The sequence below is a fragment of the Chitinophaga filiformis genome, from assembly GCF_021646545.1.
GTDB lineage: Bacteria > Bacteroidota > Bacteroidia > Chitinophagales > Chitinophagaceae > Chitinophaga > Chitinophaga filiformis_A.
The window spans coordinates 76924-95205 of record NZ_JAKIRP010000001.1; the positions used below are offsets into that span (position 1 = coordinate 76924).

Below are 18282 nucleotides of genomic sequence, written 5' to 3' on the forward strand. Positions count from 1 at the left end.
CACCTTTGATCATAATTATCTGATGATGCAAAGATTCGAATAAAAGGCAGTTGAGGTTGTCACCAAAGCTGGGGAGATTGTCTCACCAATTATGTTATGTGTCCCCGTATCGCATTTCCGATCGTCATAGGCAGGAATACAATTTTATATTATGACAAAGAGAACAGACAAAATTATCTATCTGGCAACGACCGTTTTTGTGGCCATGTTTTCCATCCTGGGCGCCTGGGGCCTGTTGGCGCTGCCTTTTTTCATTGACACCGTCCATGTGATGGGGTATCCCCGTTACTTCAGGATAAGCCTGGCGGTATTTAAGATACTTGGTGGTGTGGTAATACTGGCACCTCTTCCCGCCAGGGTAAAGGAATGGGCTTACGCCGGGATTGGCATCAATGTCATATGCGCTATTATCTCCTTTTCCGCCATTCAGGCGCCGGCGGTTAGTTTCATATCACCTGTTATAGGACTGCTGGTCTTAATCATTTCTTACGTTTACTTTTGCAGGACAGCTCACTTGTCCCCATCCCGTATTTTCGATCGTCATAAAGGGGAACAATAAAAAATCTATTGTAATGAAAGAGTTTGTATTAATCTTCAGGACCAGCAACAATGCTGATTTCAAGCCATCTCCGGAGCAGATGCAGGAAAGAATGAACTGGCTGGCGGGTATTGCGTCTCAAAACAAACTGGTTGACAAAGGTAATTCTTTGTCGCCTGTCAGTGCTAAGACCGTTAGACCGGGCAATGTTGTAACTGACGGCCCTTATACAGAGATCAAGGAATTTGTGGCCGGCTATGTGATTGTCAGAGCGGATAGTCTCGACGACGCAGCAGAACTGGCTAAAAACAATCCTGTTCTGCAATCTGGCGGTAATGTGGAGGTCAGGGAAGTGATAAAACGCGATAACAGCAATTAACGCTATGAAGGAAAAGGCAACATCGCAACAGCTTTTGCCTCACTTATTCAGGTTGGAGTACGCTAAAATGACGGCCGTATTATGCCGTCATTTTGGCCTGCAGCATATAGAGATAGCTGAAGATATTGTCAGTGAAACATTCCTGAAGGCAACAGAGCTTTGGGGTGTAAATGGCATACCTGCCAATCCTACAGCCTGGCTTTACACCGTAGCAAAAAACAAAACCAAAGACTTTCTCAAGCGACAGCAGATCTTTGAAACGCAGGTCAGGGGAAATATTCAAACCGCAGACCAGCAATCTGAACCCGATATTGAATTTACACAGCAGCTATTCAATGACAGTCAGCTGGCAATGATCTTCGCTGTTTGCAACCCGGCTAATTCACCTGAGGCTCAGATCTGCCTGGCATTGCAAATCCTCTGTGGGTTCAGTGTAGAAGAGATAGCGAACGCTTTTCTTGCGAAAACTGAAACTATCAAGAAGCGCTTACTAAGGGCAAGGAGCAATCTCCGTAATGATGATTTCAAGATCACTACATTACAGGAAGAGGCTATTCAGTCCAGGCTCGAGACGGTTCTCAGAACTTTATACCTGCTATTCAATGAAGGATACTTCTCTATATCTAATAATCATGTTATAAGGAAAGAGCTGTGCTCAGAAGCTATCCGGCTTACGCTGATGCTGGTAGAACATCCATTAACCAATACTACAAAAGTGAATGCACTTCTTGCGCTGATGTGTTATCAGAGCTCCAGGCTGGATGCAAGGGAAAATGAAGCGGGCGACACTATACTATTTGAACAACAGGATAAAAATCTGTGGAGCAAAGAGTTGATTGACAAAGGGAATTACTATCTGGTGAATGCCTGTTCAGGGAACGAAGTTTCAAAATATCATCTTGAAGCGGGTATTGCCTACTGGCATACAACACCTACAGACGATAAAAAGTGGGAACATATTCTGCAGCTGTACAATGAACTTATTCTGCTGGAATATTCTTCTATGACTGCCCTGAACAGGACCTTTGCTTTTGCCAAAGTGTATGGGTACGAAAAGGGTATTATAGAAGCAGAAAAGTTACAGCTGGAAAGTAATAGTTATTATCATTCTCTGCTGGGATATTTATATGCAGACAGGGATGTTGATAAAGCTGTTATGCATTATAATAGCGCCATTGAGCTGACTAAGTCAGCGGCGGAGAAGCGAACGTTGTTGAAGGAGATAGAGTGGTTGAAGTCTTCCGGGTGATTTACTCAGCCGATTGACTGTGGGCTAAAATAAAGCCCTTTTTTATGATATGATATATGTAATCAATTTTATCCGCCAACAAAATATGTATTAATTTACACAACACAATCATTCCACATGCTGCCAATAAAAATAGCTACTGCACAGTTTGAAAACCGAAGCAACGATAAAACTTATAACCTCAGTGTCATCCGTTCCCTTTCCGCACAGGCAAAATCACAGGGTGCGCAGGTGATCGCTTTTCATGAATGCTCTATCACAGGTTATACATTTGCCCGGCATCTGGACAAGCAACAACTAACTGACATTGCTGAATCTATTCCCGATGGAGAAAGCATACAGGCTTTAATTGCCATTGCAAAAGAACTCGATATTGCGATCCTGGCGGGACTGTTTGAAAAAACAGATGACGGTAAGCTGTACAAAGCATATGTATGTGTAGATAAAACGGGCTTGCTGGCTAAATATCGCAAGCTGCATCCTTTCATTAATCCACACCTTACACCTGGCGACGAATATGTTGTGTTTGACCTGCTGGGATGGAAATGCGGCATATTGATCTGCTATGACAATAATGTCATTGAAAATGTCCGGGCTACTGCTTTGTTGGGAGCCGATATTATTTTCATGCCGCATGTAACGATGTGCACACCTTCCACCCGGCCGGGAGCCGGCTTTGTAGATCCTGCGCTATGGGCCACCCGGGAGACAGACCCGACGACTCTGCGTGCGGAATTCGACGGATTAAAAGGCCGCAGCTGGTTAATGAAATGGTTGCCAGCCAGGGCATATGACAACGGCATTTACGCCATCTTCTCAAATCCTATTGGCATGGATGACGACCAATTGAAGAACGGCTGCTCTATGATCCTTGATCCATTCGGAGATGTCATTGCAGAGTGCAGGCGTTTAGGTGACGACATCGCGATTGCCACACTTACGCCAGAGAAACTCAGGCAGGCTGGCGGCCACCGTTACAGGAATGCAAGACGAACAGACTTGTATGGAGCGATTCTTTCTGCACCCCATAAAGCAGTACAAAAAGTGGTATGGATGCAGCCTTCCGAAGAATAAAGGCATTAAAAAAGGCCGCCCGGAAACGGGCGACCTGATTCATTATCACTGTTTCTATTGCTTGGTTAGAGGACGGCGCAGTATCTGCACCACAAGTGTGTCTCTATTGTTTTCCTGGCTCAATTTGGAAATCACTTTACTGTTAAAAAGCATAGCTGGTCCGGCCAGGTGACTTAAGTCGGTCAGTTCCATCGGTACTCCAAACGGCGAAGGCTTCCACCAGGTTGAAGTGGCCGTTGCCACTACATATGCAAGATAATATTGGCCATTTATGATCCTCACCGGGTATTTCTTTCTATACTTACAGGGATCAGTGTAATAAGTCGGACACTCTGACGCCGGACCGTCTAGTTGTACCAGGTTAATAATTGAATCAGCCACATTGTTATTAGGCTTTGGACTATCTTCCTTAAAATCTACCGCTGCCAGCATCATTAATGTATCATTCTTACTGATGATCTCTGTTTGTATATTTCCCAGTAATACATTTTTCTCGCCCTGGAATTCCAGCGTATAAGAGGATAGATGAGCCCCTGAGCCGGTAGCAGCATCTAATATGTAGGCCGAAGCGCGCCCCCTGCGAGTCAAATAATCTTTAATGAGTGCTTTGTCATATATAGGAGTATTACCGGTGTACATAACAGTTTCGTCTACTGTTACCATATCGCCTGGCTGGTATGCGTTTCTGGAATCAGGAGAGTCATTGTCATCTTTACTGCAGGCGAATACACAGGTACACATTACTAATAAAATCAGCATCTTTTTCATGGTTCGATTGGCTTTAACTTTGAACTTGTTTTAAAGGTGAATTGGTGAATATTTTACAGTAAGACAGGGGATATTGGAAAACTCCTACGGGGCAGCAGATTTTTTTTAAAAAAAGTGGAACAGGATAAATACAGGCTTATTTTCACTTTATTATCAATACAATAAAAGGAAGGCCGGAGTAGAACTGATCTATCCCGGCCTTTCCTTTCATCTGACTAATAGGCTATTTCACAACCAGTTTATAGTTGGATTTCAATCCTTTGTTACCTATTACAGTTACATAATACAATCCTGGTGTCCTGTTGCTTAGATTTAGGACTACCTTCTGTGTGCCACCGGCAACAGATCTGACAATACCAACATTCTCTACCAAACGGCCCTGTGCATCATAAATCCTTATAGCAGCCTGCTCATTTTTGCCTAATGTCACATTTATAGTAGCGTTACTGCTTGTCGGGTTAGGGTAGATACCTGTGAGTTCCCGACTTTCAGTCGTATTACCGGGCAGCAACATAGCAAGGGTACTGGCTGTTGTACCGGTACAATTGGCCGCTGATGGCGCATTGCCTGTTATTTCAATCCAGTCGATATCGGCAGTAGCACTCGATGCTACTGACTGCAGCCGGATAGTATTAGCACCAGCATTTAATGACACTGTCGCTGTTGCGTTCGCAAATACTGTACTGCCGCTGGTTCTTGGGAACGACTGTGAACTGTTAACCGTAGCACCGTTTATTATCAGCGCCATAGTATATGCGTTGCTGCTGCTACTGTTCACATAACGCCAGGTCAGCGTATAGGTACCTGCAGCAGGCGCAGTCACCCTCCAATCCACGCCTTTACCAGCAGAATTGGTCAGGTTGATCACCCTGCCATTGCTGGCGCCACTATTATTGCTGATGGAACCTTCGTATGCACAAAGGCCCTGGGCAGTGGTAGCATTGTCTTCAATCCTGATAGTGCCGGAACCACCTGGATCCTGTGCCTGGAAATTGGCAGTAACAGATTTGTTACTGTTCATTGTTATGCTGACGGAGGAAGATGTTCCTGTGGCTGCGCCACTCCATCCTGTAAAAGTATAACCTGATGCAGGGACTGCGGTTACAGTCACCACAGTACCGGAATCATAAGTGCCGGCGCCTGTTATGCTACCACCAGCAGCGGGTACTGCAGTAACAGCAAGTGTATACGTGGTAGGATCAGGGTTGGGATTCGTACCACCACAGGAATTACTTGTCAGTGTAGCGCCTGCACTGGCTGTAACCAGGCCTTTTACCTGCGCAGCAGGTGTTACTGTCAGCGAATAAGGAGGTGTAAATGCCGTACCACTACCGGCAGTATTGCCGGAGGTATTGGTAAAAGTGTTATTCCTGGAAGTGATAGCCGTAAATGTATTATCCATCAGATCTATGGGGCTGGCAACATTTTCAAAGACATTGCTTTCTATCAGCAGGTCTGCCTCAAAGCCAGCCATCACACATTGTGATGCAACGGTACTATTAAAAAGGTTGTTGACCACATGCACCTTTCCGAACCGCACTCTTGGCATACGGGCCTTACAGCCTTGTGCCCACCAGCAGTGCTGCATAGTAATACGCAGCTTCCCTCTGTCGCCGGTAGCACCATCACTGGAGCCAAAGAGATTAGAGAACCTGTGATCGTCTGAACCACCCGGACCATCGGGCCTTGGTGTTTTGTTGTAAATGAACTTACACCAGGTTACAGTAATATAATCCGACGCGTTTTTAATATCCAGGTTACCATCCATACCATCCTGGAATTCGCAATGATCTACCCAGATATTTGTGCTGGCGTCCAGGGTTACGTTATCCCAACCGTCGGCATCATAAGCACCGGGGCCTTCAAATATGATGTTCCGGAAGATGATATTCGAACATCTTTTTACGCTTAACAGACCTGAACCATCTTTTGTCTGATCACTTGATACTAATCTGGAGCCAGGCAAACCATAAATAGTCTTTCCTGACTGGTCCTGAAAACTGATACGTCCGCCGGCCGGGAAAGTAATGGTACCCGATATATGGACAACCTTTACAGCAGCAGAAGTAACAGCGGTTTTAAAATCATTGTAATTGGTAACAACTGTGGCAGCAGCTGTTCCGCCGCCTGTTACACCTCCATTTTGACTTGCCCAGCCAACGACAGCACATTGTTGGCTATGCGCGGATAAACTGGCAAGGCATACGACGGCACTTAGCGCCACTGAGAGTAAGCGATTTAATTGCATAGGGTTTGTTTTATGATATTGGTTAAAAAAAACTCATAAAGTGGAACGGCAGTTAAAATGCCATAGTGCCCGGGCAACGTAATTGTTCACAGCGTCAAGTTCCTTAATTTTTGTTGGTTTTTCTTATCCTGCTGATAATTTATTTACGCAATCGTTGCCGGAATTATTTATGTGCAGGCAGGGTTTCAGACAGTATAAGCTACATGCTATATAAAAAAGAAACAGCCCGGAAACGGGCCGTAACTTCTCCTTTCATTTTTTACCCTCCTATTATTTCTTCTTTTTTTGCTGCGTGGAAATTTCAGATGATTGCTTAGGCGAATCGACGACTGTTTTAGTGGCTCTGCGGCGAGCCATTATCAATCCAATAAGAATGATCAATGCGATAATAACGGCTAGCGGCCATATCCTTTGTTGCAGGATTTCCTTCATTGTTAAAGGATGATTTGATCATTCATGATGCGAAAAGTGAAAACAGGGCAATAGCATTACAAAGCAAGCATCACTGCTGCTGCGTATGGTTTATTAGTAGTCATGATTTATTAAAAGCACCTGGCTATTGCCGTGCGGTTATCAGATAAGGTCTCGTTAGATAATGGTATTCAAGGTTGATTAATTAGTGTACAAATATGGTTTTCTTAGTCTTTGCATTTTGAGGTCAGTCTGATGTTAAATATACTGATAATTTGCATACAGAATGAAAATTGCGGGCATAATTCTTTTAGAATGAACCAGTTATTATTAATGCATTTTATCAGATGCAGGAGAAATTTAATTTATGGCATAAGCCTGATTATGTTGTATTAACATTGCAGGATCACTGCTTATCTAGACTCCCGGTAACGACAGTAATGGTCAATAAATTTATCTTTGAAATACAGAACCAGGACACGAAGGGATGAGTTGTATCATTATTCGTTGCATCTTAGGATAGTAGCTTCCTGCTTTGTTAGTTAAATTCAATTACTTAATTTGGGACAGCATACCAGTTCATTTTTAACGTAAACTCAAATATATGAAGCAAACAGTCCCCGCTTTTATCCTGCTGCTTACATTGGCCGCATGTGGTGGCGCCTCCACAGATCAGGCGAAAACAGAAGAAAAGAAAGAAGCTGCGGCAGCCACTGGCGTCGCTTACACCATTGACACAACCGCCACTTCCGTTAGCTGGCGTGCTACACACAAAGGTGGATTTGCGCCACGCTTTGGAAGCATCAAAGTCGTAGATGGTAGTCTCAACGTTGAAAACGGAGCTGTTACCGGCGGTAGCTTTGATGTAAACCTGAACACATTGACCACCGATCCGTCATCTGTTACAGAGCCAGACAAAAAATCAACTGATCTGGATGGCCATCTGAAAAGCCCTGACTTCTTCGATGCAGCTAACCACCCTACAGCTAAATTCGTTATCACCGGTGTTACTCCGTACGATAGCACCAAAGAGAAAAGTCTTCTTCCTGGCGCTACTAATCTTATCAGTGGTAACCTGACCCTGAAAGACAGCACCCTGAACATCACTTTCCCTGCACAGATCACTGTTGGAGAAAACGACGTTACCGCTACTGCAAAATTTGTGATAGACAGAACTGCATGGGGTATCAACTATAAAACGGAAGGTAGCCCTGAAAACTGGGTAATCAGCAAAGATGTTGAAATCGGTTTTAACCTGAAAGCCGTGAAGAAATAATTTTCTGAAGGACTTTATATAAGAAACAGCCCGGCATTTAACACATGCCGGGCTGTGTCATTCATCCCTGACTGCCATTCTTTCTAAGCACAAGAACATACTTCTTTACAAAATACTTCCACGGCATTGCAATAATCGGCAACACCACCAGTGCAAAAACAAACGTCATTCCTTCAGCAGGTGAACCTGCTAACTGATTTGACACCCATAGTGGATAAGCCACTATTATCAACCAAATCGTTTTATAAAGTATTTCGAGCATCACGATAGGTAGCATTCTAAGCGGATGTAGGATTCCGAAAAATGACAATACTGAATAAGATGCCCAGATAGTGAAGTTCATTGCCTGAGCTGGGTCCCATGCCCCTTTATGCCTAACTATAAAAATCCATGCATCCTTCCCAAGGAAAAGGAACATCAATACATACAATAACCTTAGAAGGTAGATCTTATATTTCGCTACCCCTTCCCAATGTTCGTAATCCGGCTTAAAGATATTTGTCATGTTAAAGGTTTGATATAGGTGATAATGCGATTACAATGCGTACCGAAAATAGTCTTCCGGATGGAATATATAAATATTTTTTTCAATTGTACTTTATCGCCCCCCCAACCGCTACAACTTTAATAACTGTCAGTATAAGGACTTGACTTGATCACCAGCTTTGAATTAAACTTTGCCCGAAACTGACGATCATGTTGCTGTATTTCTGTTGACGCCAATGGGCTTCGCGTGCAAATAATATAACACATTCTCTTTTGCTGTTTGTCTTTGGCGCCTAATAAACTAATAGTTCTTTCCAGCTGTTTTATAGCATGGAGCAAATCCTGTCCCTTTAACTCAATGTAGAATTCAATCTCCTTAGCCAGATGGAGATAATCACACCGAAGGCCCTCAGTTATTTCACAACCATCCACATGGATTTTTGACTGAATCTACCTGATCTGCGTTTTTTAAAATAAGCTCACTTCTTTGCTCTTTGAATGTGAAGATCTTATTATTGGAAGTTAACCTACAATTTGTGTTTGTCATTAAAACTCGATATCTAAAAGTTTCCCGAATTCTATTGCTATATCGTTTGAAATATTGTCTAGTATCGTTTGTATAATGAGGTTAGTTTCTTTATCAATAAGATTTTCCTTTTTGCCATTACTTAAAGAATAGGCAGTTAATAACCCAGGTTTTAATTGCTCAGCTGCCGGAACAATTTTCGCGATATCCTTAGCTTTCTCTGATTTCAACTCGCTTAATCTTCCTGCTTCCAATAAATTATTAAAAGAAGATAAAATGTAAGGACTGTGCGTGGTCACAAATATCTGGAAGTCGTTCCGCTTGTTATTAAAAACACGTGCAAGCAGCTGTACAATTGCCTTTTGTGCATCAGGAAATAAATGGGCTTCTGGCTCTTCAATATAGATAGTGGCCATTTCGCCATTGGAGCTGGACCGCAAACTATTTAAACCTTTTAAAATCAATATTAAAGGTAGTGTTTCCTGTTGGCCTGAAGACGCATTTGACAGGTTAACTTTACGATTGTCCTTATGTATCAGATAGTCTTTATTATTTTCTCTGACGTAAGCACCATTTAAAATCCAGGCACTAATTTTATCAAACTCCTTGTCTACGGACTCCTCAGATTTTACAAGAAGCCCTTTCATGACCTCATAGGTAGCACCAAACTCAATGAGAAACGGGTCGAGGAACCTATTGTCATTTAAAAATGAGAAGATGCTTTTTTGAATATTGGCAAAAAAACTTCTGCCAGCAGGTATAAAGAATTGATTATGGATTGGGCTATTTCCAATTTCTTCTTTTATCAATCCACTAACTCCTTCCCGCAAATCTATTTCACGGGACACCCTGTGGATGTCCAGCTCGTTATTTTCAATTTTTCCTTCCGAATACCTTTTCTTGATTCTATGAATTGCCTCCCTTAAGTTCTCTGAATATTCAAGCTTAATTTGATTATTTACTTGTTTTAAAGAGATCCAAATATCATTGGCAAAATAAGTAATGTCGAAGTCGCCCTCTGACCATGTGTCTCTGGGAAAAAATTTAATAAACTTCTCTTTCTGCGCATTGTCAAGTTCCTGTTCAGACTCTTCTTCCTCTACATTCTTCCTCAATTCTTTGAAAAAATCCTTGAAAAAGTAATGCAATTTCACAGTAACACTCTTTCCCGATCCCTGAGGACCAATAAGAATATTGATGGAATTAAACTCAAATTCCATCGCCTTTATACCTGCGAAATTCTGAATCTTGATTTTTTCCATTCGTACAGATTAACATCTTAAATTTTTCCCTGACCGGTGTAGACCAAATATACCTCAATTAGGAAAAATCGTAGACTCGAAATAGGCAAAAACAAAAAAGGAGATCATCTCTGATCTCCTTTTTGTCGGGGCGGCAGGATTCGAACCTGCGACCTCCTGCTCCCAAAGCAGGCGCGATACCGGGCTACGCTACGCCCCGAACCCGTTAAACATCTCGCTTTGTTGCCATCGCTTTCGATGTTTGGGATTGCAAAGGTAGATGATTTTTTGATATAACCAAAAATGATTCAAAAAAAATATCAGATTTTTTAAAATAACTTTCGGCCGCGGTCAGTGAGACGCATTTCCGGAAAGACGGAAACACGCGCCCACACTGGAAAAATGTAGAATACTATGAGCCTTGCTAAACTATTCTGGCTGGGCAGCCTGGCGCTCGCCCTGCAATCCTATGGACAAACAAAAAAATTGCCGCTGGTTAGGGAACAGCTTTTCGACGACAACTGGCGATTCAAAAAAGACAGTCTGACCGGCGCAGAACAGCCCAACTATCCCGATGCTGGCTGGCGGACGCTGCACCTTCCGCATGACTGGGCTATTGAAGATCTCCCCGGACAGAACGACAGCACCATCATCGGTCCTTTCTACAAATACAGCCCGGCCCAGGAGCACGGCGCCTACGTTGTGGGTGGCACCGCCTGGTATCGGAAACAGTTCGTCCTGCCGGCTCTTCCCGCCGGACAAACCGTTGCCATCCGCTTTGAGGGAGTATACATGGACAGCGACGTCTGGATCAACGGACATCATTTGGGCAACCACCCCTATGGTTATACGCCCTTCACCTACGCCCTGACACCGTACCTGGCAGCTCCCGGACAAAAGAACGTGCTGGCAGTCCGGGTAAAAAATGAGGGCCTCAATTCACGATGGTATACCGGAGCAGGTATCTACCGGCATGTACATCTGCTGATGCCTCCTCCTGTGCACCTGATAAAAGAGGGCACGTTCATCACCTGCCAGGAAGCTGGCAAACAAAAAGCCCTCGTACAAATAGCCACAGCCATGACAGGCAGCGGCACAGCTACCGCACAGCGCATGCTACAGATCCGGCTGAAGGACAGTACCGGCCAGGTAGTGGCATATGCGTCACAGCCTGTCAGCATTACTGCAGGCGACACCACCACTGTCATTAAACAACTCACTGTCAATAACCCGGCATTATGGTCGCCGGGAAGGCCCTACCTGTACAGCACAGAGATCAGTCTAACCGATACCACCAACATAAAGAACAGCGCATCCGCAGACCGTCTTGCAATAAAAACAGGTATCCGGAAGATCAGTATAAACGCCACCAGGGGACTGACCATCAACGGTGAGAAAGTACTGCTGAAAGGCGGTTGCCTGCATCATGACAACGGCCTGCTGGGAGCTGCTGCCTTTGACCGGGCGGAAGAAAGGAAAGTGGAATTGATGAAGGCTTACGGGTTCAACGCTATCCGCACCAGCCATAACCCTCCTTCTGAAAAATTCCTGGAGGCCTGCGACCGGCTTGGTATGCTGGTGATCGACGAGGCTTTTGATATGTGGATGAATCAGAAACATCCGCAGGACTATCACCGGTTCTTTAAAGCCTGGTGGCAACGCGACGTGCAAAGCATGATACTGCGCGACAGGAACCATCCGAGTGTCATCATGTGGAGTATAGGGAATGAGATACCTGAACGGGCAGATAGTGCGGGACTCGTGCTCACCCGCCAGATGGTGAAAGAGATACGCCGCCTGGACAGCACCCGCGCTATTACAGAAGCAGAAAATGAGTTTTGGGAAAGGCCCTATAAATGGACCGCCACAGATGCTTCCTTCTCACTGCTGGACGTGGCAGGATATAACTACCAATGGCGTAACTATGCGATAGACGAAAGACGTGTACCCGGCCGTGTGATGTATGGCTCAGAAACCGTTCCGGCAGAGTTGTATCATGCCTGGAACCAGGTGCAGGGACTTCCCTTTGTGATAGGCGATTTCGTGTGGACAGCAATGGACTACCTGGGAGAAGCAGGCATAGGGCATAGCACATATACCGGCAAGGGACAGGGAAGGCTTACGTTCCCCTGGTTCAATGCCTGGTGTGGCGACATAGACCTGATCGGTAATAAAAAACCTCAATCCTACTTCCGGGATGTGGTATGGGGAAGAAGCAATGTGGAAATGCTGGTACATACGCCCATCCCTGAGGGAATGAAAGAAAAAGTGAGCTGGTGGGGATGGCCCGACGAAGTACCTTCCTGGACATGGCCGGGCATGAACGGTAAAAATATGCAGGTAAGGGTCTTTACAAGAGGTGAGAAAGTTGAACTTGTATTGAACGACTTCCGGGTGGCGACAAAAACCGTATCAGACAGTACTCCGTTGACAGCAACCTTTGACATTCCCTATACGCCCGGCGTGCTGACAGCCTTTGCATATGACAGCAAAGGCAATGAGATCGGTGTGAAGACGCTTGTACTTACCAATCCGCCACAAGGCATCAAACTAACGGCCGACCGTACACAGATTCCTGCTGATGCGAACGAACTGGTATATGTGAATGTGGATGTTGTAGATAATCTGGGAAGAATTGTACCCAATGCGAATTTACCATTAAAGATCACCGTCAACGGGCAAGCCACACTGGCAGCTGCCGGTAGCGCCTGTCCAAATTGTCCCGCCAGTTTCCAGCAACCGGCGCTGACTACCTTCAGAGGACGCGGATTAGCCATTTTAAGAGCAAATGGACGACCAGGCGACATAAGCATCCAGATCGAGGGTGAGGGGCTTAAAACGGCTAAAATAAACATCCGGGCAAAATAAGCCTGCTTGTTCTCTCCGTCTTCTCTGCTTCTTCTCTGCTTGTTCTCTCGAGCTTCGGGCAGTGATCATCCGGAGCCTGACTGACAAAATTGACATAAATCTGACCATTATACCAGTTGAATTTCCGTTCAACTGGTATAATTTTACCCTACTCTCTCATGTAATCCACCACTTCCTCAGACGGTGTAACAATACCGGGTATATGTCATAAAGGAGGATTGTAAGCAGTACCATAGGGATCACAAAAAAAGTAGCCATCCCTATCGCGTTAAACAGATACCCTCCCAATATCCCTCCTATAATGAAAAATACCAGCACCGTTACACGGATGTAGATCTTCTCTCTCAATACACGGGTATTCTCCACCTGCGGATGTAATAGATCAGACAATTCACCCGCCAGATCTGTGATCAGGCCAGTAAGATGGGATGTTTTGATTAATCCACCGGAAATCCTCGACACCAGGCCATTCTGCAATCCCATACAGAACAGTACCGCTCCCGTGATCGCCTCCCGCTGTAAATCACTGCCGTTATACACATCATTACCATAAATGGCCACTGCCAGCAGAATAATGATCTCGAGCACGATCGGTGTCGAGTGTGCGAAATAAGCGCTTCTGTAGTCCAGGGATTTGACAATAAAGTTGGAAACGAAAGCGCCGAAAAAGAACATGAATAACCAATACAGCACCGTGTATACTTCCGCCATATCCTGCTCCGTGATCTTTCCTGCCAGGGTAGCAACATGGCCGGTGACATTCGAGACAAAAGATAAGAAGGCCATTACCCCTACCACATTGGTCATTCCGGCCACAGAAGCGGTAGAGGAAGCCAGCATCAGATTCTTTTTAAGGCTGCGCTGCCCGGGTTCATCGCGAAGCATACAAGAAGTGGGTTGATGAGATGATGGAGGCGGCAAGAGTAATGCCAGTATTTTGTCCTGTTTGCTCCATTCCTATCTAGAAATAGATAGATTGAAATTTCCCGATATGTTTAAATAATTTTGCAACCTTAAATATGAACAATGGAAGCTAATATGACGAGCCGGAAGTATTGGTCGCTGATACTGATACTAGGAACAATGACGGCGCTTGGGCCATTTTCGATTGATATGTACCTTTCCGGCTACCAGGCCATTGCAGAAGACCTGCACACGACCACAGCCAGGATAGGACTTTCTCTTGCCAGCTATTTCATCGGTATATCTGCCGGACAATTACTTTATGGTCCGCTGCTGGACCGTTTTGGCAGAAAGAAACCGCTTTATGCAGGATTGACGGTTTACATCCTGGCTTCTGCCGGCTGTATCGTTGCTAAATCACTGGACTTCTTCGTGGCAGTGCGTTTTATTCAGGCAGTAGGCAGTTGCGCTGCTGCGGTAGCTTCTGTAGCCATGGTGCGCGACTTCTTCCCGATAAAAGACAGTGCGAAAGTATTTGCCCTGCTCATGCTGGTAGTAAGTGCCTCTCCCATGCTGGCGCCGACCATTGGCGGGTATATCACGGCGGCCTGGGGCTGGCAGATGATATTTGTGGCGCTGGGACTTATGGGACTTTTTCTGATGCTGACCTGTATTTTCTTTCTGCCGGAAAGTCATCAGCCGGATACCTCCATGTCGCTGAAACCAGGCCCCATTATTAATGGTTTCTGGGCAGTGATGCGGGAACCACAGTTTTATACATATGCGCTGACTGGTGCCCTCGCCTTCTCCGGATTATTTGTGTATGTATCTTCTTCGCCGGTAGTATTCATGGATATTTTCCATGTATCAGAAAAGCATTTCGGCTGGATCTTCGCCGGCCTGTCCGTTGGACTAATTGGCTGCAGCCAGTTGAACAGCCTGGCCATACGCTATTTCCGCAGTGAACAGATCATCCGTGTTGCCCTGCTTGGGCAGGCATTAGTCGGGATCGTTTTTTCTGCCGGCACATATATGGGATGGCTGGGATTAGGTTCTACCATTATCATGTTGTTCCTTTTCCTGAGCTGCCTCGGATTTGTCAATCCAAATGCATCTGCGCTCAGTATTGCACCTTTTAAAAAGAACGCAGGCAGTGCGGCGGCGTTGATGGGCGCTCTGCAGATGGGTATTGGCGGACTTGCCTCTACGATCAGCAGCCTGTTTGATATGACCACTGCTGTGCCGATGACCGTTATCATGGCTGCTACTGCTGTGTTGTCACTCACCATGCTGCTGGCAGGACGTACACAGATCACTAATCCTGTTTTACTACAGGAAAGCAGTGAGGCTGTGGCCATTCACTAAAAGATGTTATCTTGCGGTCAGCCATATATCCTATGAAAAAGACTTTCTTATTTCTGCTTGCACTATTGAGTTTTCAATGCAACAGGCATTCTGCCAATAAGAACTTCGATCTGAAGATCAATGTAGATATTGGTAACTACAAGTACACCCGCCATCCGGTCACAGAGGCAGAATTCCATGTATTAAAGCGTAATATCGCCAGAACATGGCCGCAACAGATACTGACCAGTAGCAGGAGCACGACAGAAAGCGATCGTGAAGCCATGCCGGTGTTGCAATCAAAATACACCATACAGGAATATATCCGTATTGCCAATGATATGGAAACCTTCAAAAAGGAACTGGTTGCTCCCGGTGAATACCTGAAAAGTACTGCGGCTTCTCCGGAAATTGCTGTGCTGGAATACAACAAGGTTTTTGCGCCTCTCTCTGACGAATGCATCGCCGAACCTGTTAACTACAGTGATCTTATCACGACTGCCATGCGCGGCATTCTGGCCGACAATAATATCAAACTGGAGATCTGTTATGGTTTCAAACAGATCTCCACCTTTGAGACCAAGTATACGATCTACGCCAAACTGGACAATACACTGCATACCGTTACATTCTCCAATACCAAAGGCTGCACACCAGACAACACCGCTATTTACCTCTTACTGAACAAAATACTGATGAGCACTGATATAAAAGAGCGGTTGGTGCGGTACAGTGATCATAACAGCCTGATATTTGTGCAGCCGGCCAGGTATGAAAGACTGGCAAGAAGACTTGCACAACCCTGATACGACTGTCGCCACTGCTGCCAGGTGAATGTAAAATTTTATACATTCACGTTATAAACACGTTTGAAAAAGATGACCATGTCAATAACCGGAACCCCAGTCGCCCTCCTCTATCAGGCGCAGCAGCCACCAGCCCGGAATGGCATTCTCAAGCCTATGAAACCCGGCGGATATTCTGATAGCGGGGCGGATATTGCCTATGCGCTACGCGAAAAACAAGTGCTCGTAAGTACTCCTGTGATCCACCCACAACTTTCCATTGATCTTGATTGGGTATTTCCTGATACGGAAGCCGGCATACTGCACGCCCTGGCTAAAGGCGCACAGGTACTATGGCTGAATACGATCTTATATAACGGGCACCCGGTGGAAGCGTTCCTGAAGAAGGGCATTGCCGCTGTTGGCCAACTGCCCCATAATACAGACCTGTACGACGACAAATGGACAACCAATAAACTACTGCAAAAGAACAATCTACCCATCCCGCCTGCCGTACTGATCAGCCAGGACAACCTGTATGACTATCAGTTAAACTTTTCCTTTCCCGTAGTGGCGAAGCCTATACGCGGCAGGGGAAGTGAAGGTGTACGTGTTGCCAATACTCAGGAGGAACTGGATACCATCCTCCGGGAGATGCTGAGCGGAGAAAAATACGGCAGCGCTGTTTATGTGGAGAAGTACCTGCAGGGGCAGGAAGTGACCATTACGGTCATGCCACCCGGCCGATATGAGATTAAAGGCGTTTGCCAGGAAAAGATCAATTACTGGAGCCTGCCTGCCGTGGAACGGTTTAATCACCAGAACGGCATAGCCCCTTACAACGGTACTGTTGCCGTTGTCCACAACAGCAGGGTACTGGACGATGCCCAGCTGCAATCACAAAAGATCATTGCTATTTGCAAACAGTGTGAATCTGCTGCCGCCCTGGTGGGCGCAAAAGCGCCTGTGAGAATAGATTGCCGGCAGGATGAACAGGGGAATTATTTCATCTTTGATCTGAATATGAAACCTAATATGACCGGAGCTGCGCGTCCGCACAGACAGGATCAAGACAGTCTGTCTGCATTAGCAGCAAGGAAAATAGGCTGGAGCTTTCCGGATCTGCTCATAAATATGCTGCGACAGCAATGGCGTATGTAAGTATCTGAAATTATTTGACCTTCAGTTTTTCCAGCATTTCTACGGTAAAGGCGTCTGCGGAAGCACCATATCCTGTTACCAGTATACCTTTTATACCGTTGGCTGATTCGATGGCATACACCGCTGCCTCATCAGATGGATCAGTATTGCCCTCATAACGATATACGTCTACAATGCTGAAATCATTTACACCTATTTTGTTTCCCTCATTTACGAGATAATTTCCTTCCAGGTTAAAATCGACGGTATATCCTTGTCCTTTTAACGCGTTAATAGCGTTCGAAACAGTGTCATAATGGTGTTCCATATCTGTTATTTTGGGTGATAGAAATATTTATTTGTAACCAGCAGGGCTTTTCTTCCATATTGCCTGCATCTTCAACAGCTTGATCAGATAGATAACTAATAAAATAAGTTCCAGTCTGAAAGAAGCGATATAACTGCCGGTACCGAACATTGTGTACAAACCTACGAACAGACAAACAAGGATACCCACTGCCGCGTCAACCAACCCCACTTCAATGGCCCAGTCCTTTTCCTGCAATAGACCATAAGAGGCTGCACCTTTTAAGACGAACAATACCACTACTGCCAACGTGATAAAAGAACGCTTATCCGAACTCTCCAATCCGTACAAAGACACGTGATAGTCGTTTCCCATCAGGAACATCAGTGGGTACAGTGCCAGGGCAACTACTCCGGCGAATAAAAAGAAATAACTGAATATCTTCAACCACCAGGTTAACAGTGTCCTTCTTCTTGGCAGCAGTAATTCTTCCAGGTCATCAAGCTTGTCGGCAATAATAGATTTGTCTTCCATATCATCCATATTAAGGGTTACTCAAGGCAAATATACGAACAACCCCTGCAGCCTGAAGTAAAAAAAGGACCGTTCCTGGAGAGAAACGGCCATTAACAATCAAGCTCCACTGTATGAATAAAAGGAAGGATATACTTTGAAAATAATGCCGCAGCTCATCACATTACGCATCGCATTCCATAGTCGATAGACTAATAGTCCATAG

17 protein-coding genes and 1 tRNA gene are annotated in these 18282 nt (G+C 45.2%); 9 read left to right on the forward strand and 9 right to left on the reverse strand.

Annotation, left to right across the window (positions count from 1 at the left end; all coding sequences use genetic code 11):
• Positions 1 to 151 precede the first annotated feature (151 nt).
• The 4 genes from L3C95_RS00325 (at position 152) to L3C95_RS00340 (ending at position 3240) form a co-directional block, all read left to right on the forward strand.
• Positions 152 to 559 (forward strand): DoxX family protein, encoded by a 408-nt coding sequence (locus tag L3C95_RS00325; protein ID WP_236384059.1) that lies wholly within the window; start codon positions 152 to 154, stop codon positions 557 to 559.
• A 13-nt stretch (positions 560 to 572) separates the two neighbouring features.
• Complete coding sequence (locus tag L3C95_RS00330; RefSeq protein WP_236384060.1) at positions 573 to 917, forward strand: YciI family protein; 345 nt, start codon at positions 573 to 575, stop codon at positions 915 to 917.
• Between the two features lie 4 nt (positions 918 to 921).
• Positions 922 to 2166: an RNA polymerase sigma factor gene (locus L3C95_RS00335; RefSeq protein WP_236384061.1), complete on the forward strand. Its 1245-nt coding sequence runs from the start codon at positions 922 to 924 to the stop codon at positions 2164 to 2166.
• Between the two features lie 117 nt (positions 2167 to 2283).
• Entirely contained in the window at positions 2284 to 3240 is a 957-nt protein-coding gene (locus L3C95_RS00340; protein ID WP_236384062.1) for a nitrilase family protein, read from the forward strand.
• 54 nt (positions 3241 to 3294) lie between these two features.
• On the opposite strand, the gene L3C95_RS00345 is transcribed toward L3C95_RS00340, so the two are convergent.
• The 3 genes from L3C95_RS00345 to L3C95_RS00355 all read right to left on the reverse strand — a co-directional run bounded on the left by L3C95_RS00345 (position 3295) and on the right by L3C95_RS00355 (position 6688).
• Entirely contained in the window at positions 3295 to 4008 is a 714-nt protein-coding gene (locus L3C95_RS00345; RefSeq protein WP_236384063.1) for a hypothetical protein, read from the reverse strand.
• A gap of 223 nt (positions 4009 to 4231) precedes the next feature.
• Positions 4232 to 6256: an InlB B-repeat-containing protein gene (locus L3C95_RS00350; RefSeq protein ID WP_236384064.1), complete on the reverse strand. Its 2025-nt coding sequence runs from the start codon at positions 6254 to 6256 to the stop codon at positions 4232 to 4234.
• 270 nt (positions 6257 to 6526) lie between these two features.
• Positions 6527 to 6688, reverse strand: a complete 162-nt coding sequence (locus L3C95_RS00355) for a hypothetical protein (RefSeq protein ID WP_236384065.1) — start codon at positions 6686 to 6688, stop codon at positions 6527 to 6529.
• Positions 6689 to 7271: 583 nt separating this feature from the next.
• Here L3C95_RS00355 and L3C95_RS00360 point away from each other — a divergent pair.
• Positions 7272 to 7943: a YceI family protein gene (locus L3C95_RS00360; RefSeq protein ID WP_236384066.1), complete on the forward strand. Its 672-nt coding sequence runs from the start codon at positions 7272 to 7274 to the stop codon at positions 7941 to 7943.
• A gap of 61 nt (positions 7944 to 8004) precedes the next feature.
• Here the strand turns inward: L3C95_RS00360 and L3C95_RS00365 are convergent, their stop codons facing one another.
• The 3 genes from L3C95_RS00365 to L3C95_RS00375 form a co-directional block, all read right to left on the reverse strand.
• On the reverse strand, positions 8005 to 8448 hold the full coding sequence (locus tag L3C95_RS00365; protein ID WP_236384067.1) for a hypothetical protein: 444 nt from the start codon (positions 8446 to 8448) through the stop codon (positions 8005 to 8007).
• A gap of 527 nt (positions 8449 to 8975) precedes the next feature.
• Positions 8976 to 10217 carry an AAA family ATPase gene (locus L3C95_RS00370; RefSeq protein WP_236384068.1) on the reverse strand — a complete coding sequence of 414 codons (1242 nt, stop codon included), beginning with the start codon at positions 10215 to 10217 and terminating at the stop codon, positions 8976 to 8978.
• A gap of 125 nt (positions 10218 to 10342) precedes the next feature.
• Positions 10343 to 10416: transfer RNA gene (locus L3C95_RS00375), tRNA-Pro, on the reverse strand.
• A gap of 194 nt (positions 10417 to 10610) precedes the next feature.
• On the opposite strand from L3C95_RS00375, the gene L3C95_RS00380 reads away from it, so the two are divergent.
• Positions 10611 to 13064, forward strand: coding sequence for a glycoside hydrolase family 2 TIM barrel-domain containing protein (locus L3C95_RS00380; RefSeq protein WP_236384069.1), 2454 nt, complete (start codon positions 10611 to 10613; stop codon positions 13062 to 13064).
• 156 nt (positions 13065 to 13220) lie between these two features.
• Here the strand turns inward: L3C95_RS00380 and L3C95_RS00385 are convergent, their stop codons facing one another.
• Positions 13221 to 13949 carry a YoaK family protein gene (locus L3C95_RS00385; protein WP_236384070.1) on the reverse strand — a complete coding sequence of 243 codons (729 nt, stop codon included), beginning with the start codon at positions 13947 to 13949 and terminating at the stop codon, positions 13221 to 13223.
• A gap of 141 nt (positions 13950 to 14090) precedes the next feature.
• Between L3C95_RS00385 and L3C95_RS00390 the strand changes: the two genes are divergently transcribed.
• The 3 genes from L3C95_RS00390 (at position 14091) to L3C95_RS00400 (ending at position 17257) form a co-directional block, all read left to right on the forward strand.
• Entirely contained in the window at positions 14091 to 15332 is a 1242-nt protein-coding gene (locus tag L3C95_RS00390; RefSeq protein ID WP_236384071.1) for a multidrug effflux MFS transporter, read from the forward strand.
• 32 nt (positions 15333 to 15364) lie between these two features.
• Positions 15365 to 16117, forward strand: a complete 753-nt coding sequence (locus L3C95_RS00395) for a hypothetical protein (protein WP_236384072.1) — start codon at positions 15365 to 15367, stop codon at positions 16115 to 16117.
• A gap of 78 nt (positions 16118 to 16195) precedes the next feature.
• Positions 16196 to 17257, forward strand: a complete 1062-nt coding sequence (locus L3C95_RS00400; protein ID WP_236384073.1) for an ATP-grasp domain-containing protein — start codon at positions 16196 to 16198, stop codon at positions 17255 to 17257.
• 10 nt (positions 17258 to 17267) lie between these two features.
• Here the strand turns inward: L3C95_RS00400 and L3C95_RS00405 are convergent, their stop codons facing one another.
• Both L3C95_RS00405 and L3C95_RS00410 read right to left on the reverse strand, forming a co-directional pair.
• Positions 17268 to 17564 (reverse strand): hypothetical protein, encoded by a 297-nt coding sequence (locus L3C95_RS00405; protein ID WP_236384074.1) that lies wholly within the window; start codon positions 17562 to 17564, stop codon positions 17268 to 17270.
• Between the two features lie 27 nt (positions 17565 to 17591).
• Complete coding sequence (locus tag L3C95_RS00410; RefSeq protein ID WP_236384075.1) at positions 17592 to 18077, reverse strand: hypothetical protein; 486 nt, start codon at positions 18075 to 18077, stop codon at positions 17592 to 17594.
• Positions 18078 to 18282: the final 205 nt, after the last annotated feature.

Bases quoted from the DNA above. Each gene is read 5' to 3' on its own strand.
- L3C95_RS00350 (WP_236384064.1), bottom strand. From the start codon at position 6,256: ATGCAATTAAATCGCTTACTCTCAGTGGCGCTAAGTGCCGTCGTATGC.
- L3C95_RS00395 (WP_236384072.1), top strand. From the start codon at position 15,365: ATGAAAAAGACTTTCTTATTTCTGCTTGCACTATTGAGTTTTCAATGC.
- L3C95_RS00370 (WP_236384068.1), bottom strand. From the start codon at position 10,217: ATGGAAAAAATCAAGATTCAGAATTTCGCAGGTATAAAGGCGATGGAA.
- L3C95_RS00380 (WP_236384069.1), top strand. From the start codon at position 10,611: ATGAGCCTTGCTAAACTATTCTGGCTGGGCAGCCTGGCGCTCGCCCTG.
- L3C95_RS00360 (WP_236384066.1), top strand. From the start codon at position 7,272: ATGAAGCAAACAGTCCCCGCTTTTATCCTGCTGCTTACATTGGCCGCA.
- L3C95_RS00340 (WP_236384062.1), top strand. From the start codon at position 2,284: ATGCTGCCAATAAAAATAGCTACTGCACAGTTTGAAAACCGAAGCAAC.
- L3C95_RS00345 (WP_236384063.1), bottom strand. From the start codon at position 4,008: ATGAAAAAGATGCTGATTTTATTAGTAATGTGTACCTGTGTATTCGCC.
- L3C95_RS00390 (WP_236384071.1), top strand. From the start codon at position 14,091: ATGGAAGCTAATATGACGAGCCGGAAGTATTGGTCGCTGATACTGATA.
- L3C95_RS00355 (WP_236384065.1), bottom strand. From the start codon at position 6,688: ATGAAGGAAATCCTGCAACAAAGGATATGGCCGCTAGCCGTTATTATC.
- L3C95_RS00335 (WP_236384061.1), top strand. From the start codon at position 922: ATGAAGGAAAAGGCAACATCGCAACAGCTTTTGCCTCACTTATTCAGG.
- L3C95_RS00400 (WP_236384073.1), top strand. From the start codon at position 16,196: ATGTCAATAACCGGAACCCCAGTCGCCCTCCTCTATCAGGCGCAGCAG.
- L3C95_RS00385 (WP_236384070.1), bottom strand. From the start codon at position 13,949: ATGCTTCGCGATGAACCCGGGCAGCGCAGCCTTAAAAAGAATCTGATG.
- L3C95_RS00325 (WP_236384059.1), top strand. From the start codon at position 152: ATGACAAAGAGAACAGACAAAATTATCTATCTGGCAACGACCGTTTTT.
- L3C95_RS00330 (WP_236384060.1), top strand. From the start codon at position 573: ATGAAAGAGTTTGTATTAATCTTCAGGACCAGCAACAATGCTGATTTC.
- L3C95_RS00410 (WP_236384075.1), bottom strand. From the start codon at position 18,077: ATGGAAGACAAATCTATTATTGCCGACAAGCTTGATGACCTGGAAGAA.
- L3C95_RS00405 (WP_236384074.1), bottom strand. From the start codon at position 17,564: ATGGAACACCATTATGACACTGTTTCGAACGCTATTAACGCGTTAAAA.
- L3C95_RS00365 (WP_236384067.1), bottom strand. From the start codon at position 8,448: ATGACAAATATCTTTAAGCCGGATTACGAACATTGGGAAGGGGTAGCG.